The organism is Streptomyces sp. NPDC054834 (genome assembly GCF_053611185.1).
In genome coordinates, this window is record NZ_JBSGZV010000018.1 from 1 (window position 1) to 14,304 (window position 14,304).

Here is a 14,304-nt window from a genome sequence, read left to right on the forward strand (position 1 = left end):
GGCCCACACGAGGTGGGCCGGGCCGTAGGGTGCTGCGTCGCGTGCCGCTCCGGTTGCCGGTTGCCGGAGGCCGGATCAGGCCTCCGGAGCTTCGGCGGTGGCCGCCGCGGTCGCCACGGCCTTGCGGGTGCGGCGCGGCTTGGCCTCCGTGGCCTCGGCCGTGTCCACCGCCGCCTCGGCCGTCTTGCGCGTACGGCGCCGCGGCTTGACCTCCGGCTCCTCGCCGCCGGCCTGCGCCGGGATCTCGGCGACGGCCTTGCGGGTGCGGCGTGCCTTGGGCTTGGCCTCGGCCTCCGCGTCTGCGGGGGCTTCGGTGGTGGTCGCCGTGGTTGCCGGGGTGGCCGCGGTCTTGCGGGTGCGGCGGGGCTTGGCCTCGGTGGCTTCGGCGGTGTCGACCGCGGCTTCGGCGGGGGCCGTCGCCTTGCGGGTGCGGCGTGCCTTGGGCTTGGCCTCGGCCTCCGTGTCTGCGGGGGCTTCGGTGGTGGAGGCCGTGGTTGCCGGGGTGGCCGCGGTCTTGCGGGTGCGGCGGGGCTTGGCCTCGGTGGCTTCGGCGGTGTCGACCGCCGCTTCGGCGGGGGCCGTCGCCTTGCGGGTGCGGCGTGCCTTGGGCTTGGCCTCGGCCTCCGCGTCTGCGGGGGCTTCGGTGGTGGTCGCCGCGGTTGCCGGGGTGGCCGCGGTCTTGCGGGTGCGGCGGGGCTTGGCCTCGGTGGCTTCGGCTGTGTCGACCGCGGCCTCGGCGGCAGCCGTCACCTTGCGGGTGCGGCGACGCGGCTTGGCCTCGGTGGCCTCGGCGGTGTCGACCGTGGCTTCGGCGGGGGCCGCCGTCTTGCGGGTGCGGGTCCGGCGCGGCTTCTCCTCCGGCGTCTCCACGACGGGGGTCACCTCGGCCTCGACCGCGGGCGCTGCCTCGGCCGGGGCGACGACCGGCTCCGCCGACTTGCGGGTGCGGCGGCGGCGCGGCTTCTCGGCGGCGTCGGCCGTGGCCTCACCCTCCGCCGTCGCGACGACGGCCTCCGCGGCCGGCGCGACCTCGGCCACCACGGTCTCGGCGGCCGCGACGGCCGGGGCCGCCTCAGCCGGAGCCCCGCCGCGCGTACGGCGACGGCGGCGCAGCGTGCGCGGCGCGGTGCTCTCCTCCGCCGTGACCGCTTCGGCGGCCGGCGACGCGGTGTCCACCGGCGCCGTGCCGGCCGCGGAGTCCAGCGGGGTCCCGCCGCGCGTGCGGCGGCGACGGCGCGGCGTACGCGCCGGACGCTCGCGCTCGGCGCCACGGGTGTCCCCGCCACGGGTGTCCCCGCCACGGGTGTCCCCGCCACGGGCGTCACCGCGTCCACCCCGGCCACCGCGACCGCGTGCACCGCGGCCACCGGTCTCGCCCAGGTCCTCCAGCTCCTCCGCGTCCAGCCCGGCGCGCGTACGCTCCGAGCGCGGCAGGACGCCCTTGGTGCCCTCGGGGATGCCGAGGTCCGAGAACAGGTGCGGGGAGCTCGAGTACGTCTCCACCGGGTCGTTGAAGTCCAGCTCCAGCGCCTTGTTGATCAGCTGCCAGCGCGGGATGTCGTCCCAGTCGACGAACGTGATCGCCGTACCCTTCGCGCCCGCGCGGCCCGTACGGCCGACCCGGTGCAGGTACGTCTTCTCGTCCTCGGGGGACTGGTAGTTGATGACGTGGGTGACGCCCTCGACGTCGATGCCGCGCGCGGCCACGTCGGTGCAGACGAGGACGTCCACCTTGCCGTTGCGGAAGGCGCGCAGCGCCTGCTCGCGGGCGCCCTGGCCGAGGTCGCCGTGGACCGCGCCGGAGGCGAACCCGCGGCGCTGGAGCTGCTCGGCGATGTCGGCCGCCGTGCGCTTGGTGCGGCAGAAGATCATCACCAGTCCGCGGCCGTCGGCCTGGAGGATGCGGGCGATCATCTCCGGCTTGTCCATGGAGTGGGCGCGGTAGACGAACTGCTTGATGTTCGCGACCGTGAAGCCCTCGTCGTCCGGCGCGGTGGCGCGGATGTGGGTGGGCTGGGACATGTAGCGGCGCGCGAGGCCGATGACCGCGCCCGGCATGGTCGCCGAGAACAGCATGGTCTGCCGCCTGGCCGGAAGCATGTTGATGATCTTCTCGACGTCGGGCAGGAAGCCCAGGTCGAGCATCTCGTCGGCCTCGTCGAGGACCAGGCTCTTGATGTGCTTCAGGTCCAGCTTCTTCTGGCCGGCCAGGTCGAGCAGCCGGCCCGGGGTGCCGACGACCACGTCGACGCCCTTCTTCAGGGCCTCCACCTGGGGCTCGTAGGCCCGGCCGCCGTAGATCGCGGTGACGCGCACGTTGCGCACCTTGCCCGCGGTCAGCAGGTCGTTGGTGACCTGCGTGCACAGCTCGCGCGTGGGGACGACGACGAGCGCCTGCGGGGCGTCGGTGAGGGCCTCGGGCTGGGCGCGGCCCGCCTCCACGTCGGCGGGGACGGTCACGCGCTCGAGGAGCGGAAGGCCGAAGCCCAGCGTCTTGCCGGTGCCGGTCTTGGCCTGGCCGATGACGTCCGTGCCCGAGAGGGCGACGGGGAGTGTCATCTCCTGGATGGGGAAGGGAGTGGTGATGCCGACGGCCTCCAGGGCCTCGGCGGTCTCGGGAAGGATTCCGAGTTCACGAAACGTCGTAGTCAGGGTGCTGCCTCTTCTGTGTGTGCGGCGCGAGGCGAGCGCGGGGGTCGTGTCGGACCATGCCGGGGGACGTCGGCTGCCGTACGGGCAAACCGCTCGGGCAAGCCGTATGGCACGGGACCTCTGCCGACGCTCTAGCGCTCGTACCGCTGAGGGTGTCCCTCCGGTCGTCGTACGCACGGTGGCGTACGGCCGGGGAGGGCTGTCGGGTCGGAGCCGATCGGGCCACCGACCGGGCATCCTCATGCGTGCGGCCTGTCGCGGCACGTCGAGCACTCTCGACCCACCCAGCAGGCGCATTACCACCATACCCCGGAATCGTGCACATGTGATGGCCGATTTGGTCACGTAGTCGTCGTCACAGTGGTTGAGCAGGGGCTTCATCCAGGCGGCGAGCGGGCTATTGTGCGCTTCATGACGAGCTCTGACAAGCCTGACAACGCCACCGCCGAACACACCGGCGTCGCCGCCCAGGACTGGGCCAAGGCCTCCACCGACCCGCAGTACCGCGCCGCGGTCGTGGACCTGCTCGGCGCGCTCGCCTACGGGGAGCTCGCGGCGTTCGAGCGTCTCGCGGAGGACGCCAAGCTGGCGCCCACGCTGGAGGACAAGGCGGAGCTGGCGAAGATGGCGTCGGCGGAGTTCCACCACTTCGAGCGGTTGCGGGACCGGCTCACCGAGATCGGCGCGGAACCGACCGTCGCCATGGAGCCGTTCGTCGCGGCACTCGACGGCTTCCACAAGCAGACCGCGCCCTCGGACTGGCTGGAGGGCCTGGTCAAGGCGTACGTCGGCGACTCGATCGCCAGCGACTTCTACCGGGAGGTCGCGGCCCGCCTCGACTCCGACAGCCGCGAGCTGGTGCTGGCCGTGCTCGACGACACCGGGCACGCCGGCTTCGCGGTGGAGAAGGTGCGCGCCGCCATCGACGCGGACCCGCGCGTGGGCGGCCGGCTCGCCCTGTGGGCGCGGCGTCTGATGGGGGAGGCCCTGTCGCAGTCCCAGCGGGTCGTCGCCGACCGGGACGCCCTGTCCACGATGCTCGTCGGTGGCGTGGCGGACGGCTTCGACCTCGCCGAGGTCGGCAGGATGTTCTCCCGCATCACCGAGGCCCACACCAAGCGGATGGCAGCGCTGGGCCTGGCGGCGTAGCGCTTCGTGGGGCGGGGGCGGACGCCCCTACGCCGTCGCTGATCGTCGGCGCAGGCGGCCGGCCGGGCGCAGCAGCAGCGAGAGCGACGCCGCGGAGACGGCCGCCGCGCCGAGCAGGCTCGGCAGTACGGTGCCGGGACCCAGCGCGCTGTGGGTGACGAAGTCACCGAAGAGAGCTCCGGCGACGCCCGTACCCAACACCAGGGCGCGGGCGGGCAGCCGGTGGGCGAGCCGGTGCACCGCGGCCCAGGCCAGCGCCAGACCGAGCAAGGCGGAGCCGAGAGCTTCCAAGATCATTGCGGGTCCCTCCCACGTGGCCGGCTGCGCTGGACGGTCGTAGCCCGTCATACCCGTGACCTGCGGAATGCAATCCTCCCCTGTGGATGACTTGTGCTCCCTTTGTGGAGCGGGTCCGGACACGGGAAGGGGCCCTGCGGCGAACTGCCGCCGGGCCCCTTCCCGGTGCGTAGGACGTCTTCCGCGTACGGACTACAGCGGGCCGAAACCCACCTTCCGGACGGCCGGCTCGCCGAGCTCGACGTACGCCAAGCGGTCCGCCGGGACCAGGACCTTGCGTCCCTTCTCGTCCTCGAGGCTCAGCAGTTGCGCCTTTCCGGCCAGCGCTTCGGCCACCACGCGCTCGATCTCCTCCGCGCTCTGACCGCTCTCCAGAACGATCTCGCGGGGCGCGTGCTGCACGCCGATCTTGACCTCCACGGCTATGTCCCTCCGACGGTCAGTGAGTGCGCGACCTTCCGCGCCGTACCCAGCACACATTAGCCCGGTGAGGGGACGTCCATGTTCAGCGCAAGAACGCCAGGAGCGAACAGCGGGCGGGAACAAACCTCTCGCGCCCGCCACGCGCGCGTGCTCAGTGGTGGTCGGTGCCGTGCAGCGGGAAGCCCGCGATGCCCCGCCAGGCCAGCGAGGCCAGCAGCTGCACCGCCTGGTCGCGCGGGACGCTGCGGTCGCTGTGCAGCCAGGAGCGCGCCACCACCTGGGCGAGCCCGCCGAGGCCGGAGGCCAGCAGCATCGACTCGGCCCGCGACAGGCCCGTGTCCTCGGCGATCACATCGCAGATCGCCTCGGCACACTCGTTCGTGACCTTGTCGACGCGCTCGCGCACCGCGGGCTCGTTCGTCAGGTCCGACTCGAAGACCAGGCGGAAGGCGCCGCCGTCGTCCTCCACGTACGCGAAGTAGGCGTCCATCGTCGCCCGCACGCGCTGCTTGTTGTCGGTCGTCGACGCGAGCGCGTGCCGTACGGACTGGATCAGCGACTCGCAGTGCTGGTCCAGCAGGGCGAGGTAGAGGTCCAGCTTGCCCGGGAAGTGCTGGTAGAGCACCGGCTTGCTGACGCCGGCGCGCTCGGCGATGTCGTCCATGGCGGCCGCGTGGTAGCCCTGGGCCACGAAGACCTCCTGGGCGGCACCCAGGAGCTGGTTCCGGCGGGCACGGCGCGGCAGGCGAGTGCCCCGCGGGCGTGCCGCCTCTGTCTGCTCGATGGCTGTCACGCCGCCTCCCAAAATCACGTCCACATGCGGTGTGCGCCGCGCGGCCATCGTACTTTTCGGTAACCGTGCTGTGCGCGGTGAGAGCGCAGAATTTCACGTACCGGACGACAGCGAAAGCCGTACGGACAACCACAAAGCCGGGCAGGTCGCCGCCTGCCTGGTCAGCGATGGCCGGCCGGCGGTCAGCGATAGTCGTCCTCGTCGAGGGAGACGACCCGCGCCTGTTCGATGAGATCGGCCTCGTTCGCCCGGTCCGGGTCCACCTCCGTGAGGGGGTCGTCGTGGTCCGGGGCGAGGTCCGCGTGCTGCTCGGCGGCGTCGACCTCGGGGGCCTCGACGTCGGTCTCCGTCAGGTCGTCCTCGGTCTCGAGTTCCTGAAACGTCTCGGGATCGCTGGGGTCATAGGCCATGATGGGCTCCCTTCCTACGTACGTCCCCGGAAGCAGCAGGGGCCACATTCGGGTGCCCTTTGTATGAGCGTAGGAGACACCCGATGCGGACGCTATGCCATGTGCCCCCGATCGTTGTGCGGCTCATCGGCCGACTCACCGGTGGGGAACGTTCCACTCTGTGACGGCGAACACATGAACCACTACGTGATCGTCTCGTAACATTGCCGCATGTCTTCGACCGAGTTGCCGTCCGTGCCGGCCGCGAGCGTCCTGCCAAGGGTGTCGCCCGTGAGGGTCGCGGAGGGCGAGCGGCTCAGGTCGGTGGGTCTGCCGGGGGTCACGCTGACGGTCCGGTCGAGGCCACCCGCGCGCGAGGGGCTGCCGCCCGCGTTGTACGTGCACGGGCTCGGCGGTTCCTCGCAGAACTGGTCGGCGCTGATGCTGGAGCTCGACGGAGTCGTCGACAGCGAGGCGGTCGACCTGCCGGGCTTCGGGGACTCCCCGCCGCCGGACGACGGCGACTACTCCGTCACCGGACACGCGCGCGCGGTCATCCGCTATCTCGACGCGACCGGCCGCGGCCCGGTCCACCTCTTCGGCAACTCCCTGGGCGGCGCGGTCACCACGCGCGTGGCCGCCGTGCGTCCCGATCTCGTCCGCACCCTCACGCTGGTCTCGCCCGCGCTTCCCGAACTGCGCGTGCAGCGGACGGCGGTGCCGACGGCGCTGCTGGGCGTGCCAGGCGTGGCCGCGCTCTTCACCCGCTTCACCAAGGAGTGGACGGCCGAGCAGCGCGTCCGGGGCGTCACGGCCCTGTGCTACGGCGACCCCGGGCGGGTGTCGCCCGAGGCGTTCCGGCACGCCGTGGAGGAACTGGAGCGGCGGCTGCGGCTGCCGTACTTCTGGGACGCCATGACGCGCTCCGCGCGCGGGATCGTCAACGCCTACACACTCGGCGGCCAGCACGGTCTCTGGCGCCAGGCCGAACGTGTCCTCGCCCCGACGCTCCTGATCTACGGCGGCCGTGACCAGCTGGTCGGCTACCGCATGGCCCGGAAGGCGGCCCGTACCTTCCGTGACTCCCGTCTGCTGTCCCTGCCGGACGCCGGACACGTGGCGATGATGGAGTACCCGGACACGGTGGCCGGGGCCTTCCGGGAACTTCTCACCCAGGTGGGCGAATTGGTACTCGAGGGCGGCCCGGATGCCGCCGGTGCGGGCGGCTCCGCCGTCACGGGTGCGGGGGGCTGAGGGGCGACGTGGGACGCCACAGCCGCCGCGGGAAGGCACCCAAGGGTGACTCCGGCTCCGCGGCCACAACCGCACAGACCTCCGGCGGGAGCCGCCCCGGGCAGGGCGCTGCCCGGGACGGGCGCGAGCCGGGAGCGGCTCCGGGGGTGATGCCGGGCGGCCGGCCGGGTCCCGGTCCCGTACCGGTGCCGGGACAGCGCCGGGCGCCGGTGGACGAGGGACCGGGGCACGGCGTGCCGCGCGGCCCCGGCGGGACGCCCGCTCAGGGCACGCCCGCTCGGGGTGTACCTCGTATGCCTGACGGCACTCCGGCGCGCGGTGTGCCGCGTATGCAGGACGGCACTCCGGCGCGTGGTATGCCACGTATGCAGGACGGTACTCAGACGCGTGACGTGCCCCGTACACAGGACGGCACTCCGGCCGGTGGCGTGCCCCGTTTTCCCGGTGCCACCCCCGACCACGGCGTACCCCAGGCCCGTGGCGGCCACCCCGAGCAGCGGGAACCCGGCGGTGGCTGGGGCGAGTTCGCGGACCGGGGTGACGGCGGCCGGGAGGCGCGCTCCGGCGCGGCCGGGCCCGGAGCCGCCGTGCCGCGGCAGCGGCGGAAGGTTCCCGGCGGGCCCCGGAAGGAGTACCTGGACGCCTTCGACGGCGGGCCCGACGAGGACGACGACGTCTTCGCACCGCGGTCGGGAGTCGGCACGCGGCGCACGGAGTCGTACGTTCCCGCGCCGACCCGGGCACCCGGGACCACCGGCGCGGACGACGAGGCATCCGCGACCGGTGAGTCCACGCAGACCAAGAGGATCAAGGGGCGGACCTTCACCGGTATCGCGGCGGCCGCCGTCACCACCGTGCTGGCGGTGATCGTGGCCGGGCAGATCACCGACGGCCAGGACGACAGTGCCGCACAGTCCCGGTCCGCCACCGACGGGTCCCGTGACGCCCGCGACTCCGCCTCGCGCGGGGACGACCGGCCGACGCCTTCCGGATCCCCGAATGCGGCGACACTGACGTACGACCAGAAGATGGCCGAGAAGTACCCGCTCGGCGCCACCCTGAAGGGTCCGGGGAAGTTCGACGCGGTCCCCGGTGCGGCCAAGGCGCCCGGCATGGGGCGCAAGTACACCTACCGTGTGGACATCGAGCAGGGACTCGGCCTGGACGGCGAGCTCTTCGCCGAGGCCGTGCAGAAGACGCTCAACGACGACCGCAGCTGGGCCCACGACGGCGCCCGTACCTTCGAGCGCGTCCACTCCGGCAAGCCCGACTTCGTCATCACCCTCGCCAGCCCCGGCACCACCGCCACATGGTGCGCCAAGTCCGGCCTGGACACCACGGAGGACAACGTCTCCTGCGACTCGGCCGCCACCGAACGCGTGATGATCAACGCCTATCGCTGGGCACAGGGCTCGAAGACGTACGGCGACGAGATCCACGCCTACCGCCAGATGCTCATCAACCACGAGGTCGGCCACCGGCTCGGCTACGGCCATGTCACCTGCGACAAGAACGGCGAGCTGGCCCCGGTGATGCAGCAGCAGACCAAGTTCCTGAACCACGACGGCATCCACTGTCTGCCCAACCCCTGGCCTTATCCCAGGAGTTGACAGGCAGCGCTTACCTCACATTGACACGCGCCGGAAGTTCGTTCATATTTCTGCGCATGTGGTCTAGTCATGCCGTCGACAGCAGCGCCGCCATCGAGCTGGCGCTCTTCGGCGTGACCGCGCTCTGCGTGGCCGACATCCACTGTCGCTGACGCCGCCTCCTGGCGTTCGCGTCGCGATTCTCACCGCTTTCCCCGTGATGTGGTCACGGCCTTTTCGACGACCCGGCGCCGGAGCAGACGTCTGTTCATTTTCGTCTCACTCCTCGTCCACCTGTCTCACCATCCAAGAGGACTCGGGAGACAGCCGACAAGCCAACCGAGAGGTCGTCACTCCGATGCGTCAACCGTCCCTCATAGCGCGCCGCGTGGCCGCGGCATCCGTCAGCCTGGTCGTGGCAGCGGGCGCCGCCGCCTGCGGGCCGAAGGACAACGATGCCAAGGCCTCCGGTGGTGACTCCACGCCCCACAAGGGCGGCACCCTCACGGTCCTGAACTCCGAGGCGCAGACGGACTTCGACCCCGCCCGCCTGTACACCTCCGGCGGCGGCAACGTCCCCTCCCTCGTCTTCCGCACACTCACCACCCGCAACCGCGAGAACGGCGCGGCCGGCGCCAAGGTCGTCCCCGACCTGGCCACCGACACCGGGCGCCCCAGCAAGAACGCGACCGTGTGGACGTACACCCTGAAGAAGGGCCTCAAGTACGAGGACGGCACCCCGATCACCTCGGCCGACATCAAGTACGGCATCGAGCGCTCCTTCGCCCCCGAACTCTCCGGCGGCGCCCCCTACCTGAGGGACTGGCTGGTCGGCGCCGCCGACTACCAGGGGCCTTACAAGGACAAGAAGGGCCTGTCGGCGATCGAGACGCCGGACAGCCGGACCATCGTCTTCCATCTGAACAAGCCCGAGGGCGAGTTCCCGTACCTGGCCACCCAGACGCAGTTCACGCCCGTCCCCAAGACCAAGGACACGGGCACCAAGTACGAGGAGCACCCCGTCTCCTCGGGGCCGTACAAGGTCGTCAAGAACGAGAACGACGGCGAGCACCTGGTCCTGGAACGCAACACGTACTGGTCGTCGGCGACGGACCCGGAGCGCAAGGCCTACCCGGACAAGGTCGACGTACGCTCCGGGCTCGACTCCTCGGTGATCAACCAGCGGCTGGCCGCGTCCCAGGGTACGGACGCCGCCGCGGTCACCACCGACACCAACCTCGGCCCGGCCGAACTCGCCAAGGTGACCGGCGACAAGGAACTGGCCGCGCGCGTGGGCACCGGTCACTTCGGCTACACGAACTACATCGCGTTCAACCCGACGGTCAAGCCGTTCGACAACGCCAAGGTGCGCCAGGCGATCTCCTACGCCATCGACCGGTCGTCCGTCGTCAACGCGGCGGGCGGTTCGGCGCTCGCCGAGCCCGCGACCACCTTCCTGCCCGACCAGAAGTCCTTCGGCTACACGCCGTACGACCTCTTCCCGGCCGGGAAGACCGGCAACGCGGCGAAGGCCAAGGAGCTGCTGAAGGAGGCCGGTCACCCGAACGGCATCACGGTGACCCTCACCCACTCCAACAGCAAGGACTTCGAGACCAGCCCGGAGATCGCGACCGCCGTCCAGGACGCGCTCAAGAAGGCCGGCATCACGGTCAAGCTCCAGGGCCTGGAGGAGAACGACTACCGGGACAAGATCCACGGCGTGAAGACCGAGCCCGGCTTCTTCCTCGCCCACTGGGGAGCCGACTGGCCCTCCGGCGGCCCCTTCCTCGCCCCGATCTTCGACGGCCGGCAGATCGTCAAGGACGGCGCGAACTTCAACAGCGGCCTGCTGAACGACAAGTCGGTCAATGCCGAGATTGACGCGATCAACAAGTTGACGGACCTTGACGCTGCCGCCAAGCGGTGGGGCGCACTGGACAAGAAGATCGGCGAGCAGGCGCTGACCGTGCCGCTCTTCCACCCCGTCTACAAGCGCCTGGTCGGCAAGGACATCAAGAACGTCGTGATCAGCGACTGGACCGGCGTCCTGGACATCTCCCAGGTCGCGGTGAAGTAGCACCGTGAGCGAGGCACTTGTCGCCGTCGAGACCGCCGGGACGGACACCTCCGTCCCGGCGGTCTCGGGGGCCCGTCAGTTCTGGCGGCGGCTGCGGGAGCAGCGCGCCGCCCTCGTCGCGGCCGTCGTCGTCGCGCTGCTCGTCCTGGTCGCGCTCGCCGCGCCGCTGCTCACCGCGATCGAGGGCCAGGACCCGACCACGTACCACCCGTCCCTGATCGACTCCGCGCGCGGGGGCGTGCCCGTCGGCTCGTTCGGCGGGGTCGGCGGCGACCACTGGCTGGGCGTCGAACCACAGACCGGACGCGACCTGTTCGCGCGGCTGGTGTACGGGGCGCGGGTGTCCCTCGGGGTCGCGCTGGCGGCGACGGTGGTGCAGGTCGTCCTCGGCGTCACGATCGGTATCGCGTCCGCGCTCGGCACCCGGTGGGTTGATCAACTGTTGAGCCGGGCCACCGACGTCTTCGTCTCCATGCCGCTGATGATCATGTCGCTGGCGCTGCTCGCGATCGTCCCCTCCAGCTTCCCGCGGCCGGTCCTGGTCACCCTGGTCATCGGCCTCATCTCCTGGGGCAACATCGCGAAGATCACGCGCGCCCAGACACTCACCCTGAAGGGGCTCGACTACGTCTCCGCCGCCCGGCTGAGCGGCTGGGGCACCTGGCGCATCGCCCGCCGGGAACTCCTGCCGGGCCTCGCCGCACCCGTCATCACCTACGCGGCGCTGCTCGTCCCCACGAACATCTCCATCGAGGCGGCCCTGTCCTTCCTCGGTGTCGGCGTGAAGCCGCCGACACCCTCCTGGGGACAGATGCTCACCGCCGCCGACGTCTGGTACCAGGCGGCACCGCAGTACCTGCTGCTGCCCGCCGGCTCGCTGTTCGTCACCGTCCTCGCCCTCACCGTCCTCGGCGACGGCGTGCGCACGGCCCTCGACCCGCGCGCGGCCTCGCGGCTGCGCGTCGGCACCGGCCGCAAGCGGGAGGCCAAGGCATGAACGGCTTCGGAGGATTCGTCCTGCGCCGCGCCGCCGGCGCCCTGGTCACCCTGTTCGTCCTCTCGGTGATCGTCTACGTCGTCTTCTACGTCACCCCCGGCAACGTCGCCCAGATCACCTGCGGCCCGCGCTGCTCGCCGGAGCAGGTACACCAGGTCGCCCAGCAGCTGAAGCTCGACGACCCGCTGTACGTGCGCTACTGGCACTTCCTGCTGGGAATCGTCGCGGGCCAGGACTACTCGACGGGAACGTCCGTGGCGCACTGCCCGGCACCCTGCCTCGGGCTGTCCTACCAGAGCGACCAGCAGGTCACCGACATCATCCTGACGAAACTCCCGGTCAGCCTGTCGCTCGTGCTCGGCGCGATGGTGCTGTGGCTCGTCCTCGGGGTCGGCACCGGCATCCTCTCCGCGTGGCGGCGCGGCCGGCTCACCGAGCGGGTGCTGACCGCCCTGACCCTGGCCGGCTGGGCCACGCCGGTCTTCGTCATCGGCCTGATCCTGATGATCGTCGTCTGTGGCGAACTACAGCTGCTGCCCTTCCCGCAGTACGTGCAGTTCACCGACGACGCCGAGCAGTGGGCGTGGAACCTGCTGCTGCCCTGGCTCTCGCTGGCCCTGATCGAGGCCGCCGCGTTCGCGCGCCTCACCAGGGCGGCCATGCTGGAGACGCTCGCCGAGGACCACATCCGCACCTTCCGCGCGTACGGCGTGGGGGAGCGGTCGATCGTCGGACGGCACGCGCTGCGCGGCGCGCTGGCGCCCGTCATCGCGCTGAACGCCAACAACTTCGGCTCGGCCGTCGGCGGCGCGGTCCTCACCGAGACCCTGTTCGGCCTGCCCGGCATCGGCCAGGAGCTGGTGCACGCGGTGAACGTCGTCGACCTGCCGGTGGTCGTCGGCATGGTCCTGGTCGTCGGCTTCTTCGTGGTCCTCGCCAACGCCGCCGCGGACGTGCTGTACGCGGTGGCCGACCGACGGGTGGTGCTCGCATGAGCCTGGTGGAAGTGACGGACCTGAGCGTCGAGTTCGGGTCCCTCAGGGCCGTGGACGGGCTGTCGTTCCGCCTGGAGCCCGGCGCCGCCCTCGCCCTGGTCGGCGAGTCCGGCTCCGGCAAGTCCACGGTCGCCGGCGCCCTGCTGGGCCTGCACCGCGGCACGGGAGCCCGGGTCGGCGGCTCGGTCCACGTCGCCGGCACCGACGTACAGGGCGCCTCCGACGAGGAGCTCCGGCGGCTGCGCGGGGCGAAGGCCGCCATGGTCTTCCAGGACCCGCTGTCCTCGCTCGACCCGTACTACGCGATCGGCGACCAGATCGCCGAGGTGCACCGCGTGCACACGCGCGTGTCACGACGGGCCGCACGCGCGCGTGCCGTCGAGGTCCTCGACCGGGTGGGAATCCCGGACGCGGCACGGCGGTCCCGCTCGCGCCCGCACGAGTTCAGCGGCGGCATGCGCCAGCGCGCCCTGATCGCCATGGCGCTCGCCTGCGAGCCGGAGCTGCTCATCGCCGACGAGCCGACCACCGCGCTGGACGTGACCGTGCAGGCCCAGATCCTCGACCTGCTGCACACCCTGCGCGAGGAGACCGGCATGGGGCTCCTCCTCGTCACCCACGACGTCGGCGTGGCCGCCGAGAGCGTGGACGAGGTGCTGGTCATGCGGCACGGCAAGGCGGTCGAGCACGGGCCGGCCGGCACCGTTCTGGGAGCGCCGGGCGAGCCGTACACCCGGGAGCTGCTCGGCGCGGTGCCGCGCGTGGACGCGCCGCGTGCCGCCTCGCGGGCGACCGAGGACGTCGTCCTGGAGGCGACCGGCCTCCGGCGCGCGTTCGGGCGCGGCAAGGGGGCGGTCACGGCCGTCGACGACGTGTCGCTGACCGTCCGCCGGGGCGAGACCCTCGGCATCGTGGGCGAGAGCGGCAGCGGCAAGACGACGCTCGGGCGCATGCTGGTCGGGCTGCTGGAGCCGACGGCGGGCGGGGTCCGTTTCGAGGGCCGTGCGGTCGGCGGCGTGAACCCGGCCGTGCAGATGGTCTTCCAGGACCCCGTCTCCTCCCTCAACCCCCGCCGCAGCGTGGGCGAGTCCATCGCCGACCCGCTCCGCGCGCGTGGCGATCGGGACGAGGGGCGCATCCGGGGGCGCGTGACGGAACTTCTGGAGCGCGTGGGACTCGAAGGAGCGCACTACGACCGCTACCCGCACGAGTTCAGCGGCGGACAGCGCCAGCGCGTGGGCATCGCGCGGGCGCTCGCGGCCGAACCGCGCGTCATCGTCTGCGACGAGCCCGTCTCCGCCCTCGACGTCACCACGCAGGCCCAGGTGGTGGCCCTGCTCGGCGAGCTTCAGCGCGAACTCGGACTCGCACTGGTCTTCGTCGCGCACGACCTCGCCGTCGTACGACAGGTGAGCGACCGGGTCGCGGTGATGCGCCGCGGGCGGGTCGTGGAGTCCGGACCCGCCGACGAGGTGTACGACAACCCGCGGGAGCCGTACACCAGGCAGCTGCTGGCCGCCGTACCCGCCCTGGACCCCCGGGTCGCGACCGAGCGGCGGGCCGCCCGCCGGGAGCTCGCCGCGGCATGACCGTGCGCGTCCACGCGATCTCATAGCGCGACAGAACGCGACCCGCACGGGAAAGTTACGACCGTTCACCCCTTTTGGTGGGGGGGCGGCCCACCCCCCC

General features: G+C 71.8%; 13 protein-coding genes. 8 read left to right on the plus strand and 5 right to left on the minus strand.

The features are described 5' to 3' along the window. Window positions 1–75 precede the first annotated feature (75 nt). Window positions 76–2,559: a DEAD/DEAH box helicase gene (locus ACWGJM_RS23905; RefSeq protein WP_453413716.1), complete on the minus strand. Its 2,484-nt coding sequence runs from the start codon at window positions 2,557–2,559 to the stop codon at window positions 76–78. A 495-nt stretch (window positions 2,560–3,054) separates the two neighbouring features. Between ACWGJM_RS23905 and ACWGJM_RS23910 the strand changes: the two genes are divergently transcribed. Next, window positions 3,055–3,801: a ferritin-like fold-containing protein gene (locus ACWGJM_RS23910; protein ID WP_453413717.1), complete on the plus strand. Its 747-nt coding sequence runs from the start codon at window positions 3,055–3,057 to the stop codon at window positions 3,799–3,801. Window positions 3,802–3,828: 27 nt separating this feature from the next. On the opposite strand, the gene ACWGJM_RS23915 is transcribed toward ACWGJM_RS23910, so the two are convergent. From ACWGJM_RS23915 to ACWGJM_RS23930, 4 genes are all read right to left on the minus strand, one after another. After that, window positions 3,829–4,098 (minus strand): hypothetical protein, encoded by a 270-nt coding sequence (locus tag ACWGJM_RS23915; RefSeq protein ID WP_453413718.1) that lies wholly within the window; start codon window positions 4,096–4,098, stop codon window positions 3,829–3,831. Window positions 4,099–4,290: 192 nt separating this feature from the next. Next, a complete protein-coding gene (locus tag ACWGJM_RS23920; RefSeq protein WP_453413719.1) occupies window positions 4,291–4,518 on the minus strand; it encodes a DUF3107 domain-containing protein in 228 nt (75 codons plus the stop codon). Between the two features lie 154 nt (window positions 4,519–4,672). Beyond that, the gene (locus ACWGJM_RS23925; protein ID WP_453413720.1) at window positions 4,673–5,314 is read right to left on the minus strand and encodes a TetR/AcrR family transcriptional regulator; all 642 of its coding nucleotides are present in this window, start codon (window positions 5,312–5,314) and stop codon (window positions 4,673–4,675) included. Between the two features lie 182 nt (window positions 5,315–5,496). Beyond that, window positions 5,497–5,724: a hypothetical protein gene (locus tag ACWGJM_RS23930; RefSeq protein ID WP_453413721.1), complete on the minus strand. Its 228-nt coding sequence runs from the start codon at window positions 5,722–5,724 to the stop codon at window positions 5,497–5,499. A 210-nt stretch (window positions 5,725–5,934) separates the two neighbouring features. Here ACWGJM_RS23930 and ACWGJM_RS23935 point away from each other — a divergent pair, with 210 nt between their 5' ends. From ACWGJM_RS23935 to ACWGJM_RS23965, 7 genes are all read left to right on the plus strand, one after another. Continuing rightward, window positions 5,935–6,957, plus strand: a complete 1,023-nt coding sequence (locus ACWGJM_RS23935) for an alpha/beta fold hydrolase (RefSeq protein ID WP_453413722.1) — start codon at window positions 5,935–5,937, stop codon at window positions 6,955–6,957. Window positions 6,958–6,965: 8 nt separating this feature from the next. Then, a complete protein-coding gene (locus tag ACWGJM_RS23940) occupies window positions 6,966–8,567 on the plus strand; it encodes a DUF3152 domain-containing protein (RefSeq protein WP_453413723.1) in 1,602 nt (533 codons plus the stop codon). A 56-nt stretch (window positions 8,568–8,623) separates the two neighbouring features. Further along, on the plus strand, window positions 8,624–8,719 hold the full coding sequence (locus tag ACWGJM_RS23945; protein WP_453413724.1) for an Ms4533A family Cys-rich leader peptide: 96 nt from the start codon (window positions 8,624–8,626) through the stop codon (window positions 8,717–8,719). Window positions 8,720–8,904: 185 nt separating this feature from the next. Further along, window positions 8,905–10,623, plus strand: coding sequence for an ABC transporter substrate-binding protein (locus ACWGJM_RS23950; protein WP_453413725.1), 1,719 nt, complete (start codon window positions 8,905–8,907; stop codon window positions 10,621–10,623). 4 nt (window positions 10,624–10,627) lie between these two features. Next, complete coding sequence (locus ACWGJM_RS23955; protein WP_453413726.1) at window positions 10,628–11,620, plus strand: ABC transporter permease; 993 nt, start codon at window positions 10,628–10,630, stop codon at window positions 11,618–11,620. Then, complete coding sequence (locus ACWGJM_RS23960; RefSeq protein ID WP_453413727.1) at window positions 11,617–12,615, plus strand: ABC transporter permease; 999 nt, start codon at window positions 11,617–11,619, stop codon at window positions 12,613–12,615. Before ACWGJM_RS23955 ends, ACWGJM_RS23960 begins: the two co-directional genes overlap by 4 nt. Then, entirely contained in the window at window positions 12,612–14,204 is a 1,593-nt protein-coding gene (locus ACWGJM_RS23965; protein ID WP_453413728.1) for a dipeptide ABC transporter ATP-binding protein, read from the plus strand. The genes ACWGJM_RS23960 and ACWGJM_RS23965 overlap by 4 nt, the downstream gene beginning before the upstream one ends. Window positions 14,205–14,304 lie beyond the last annotated feature (100 nt).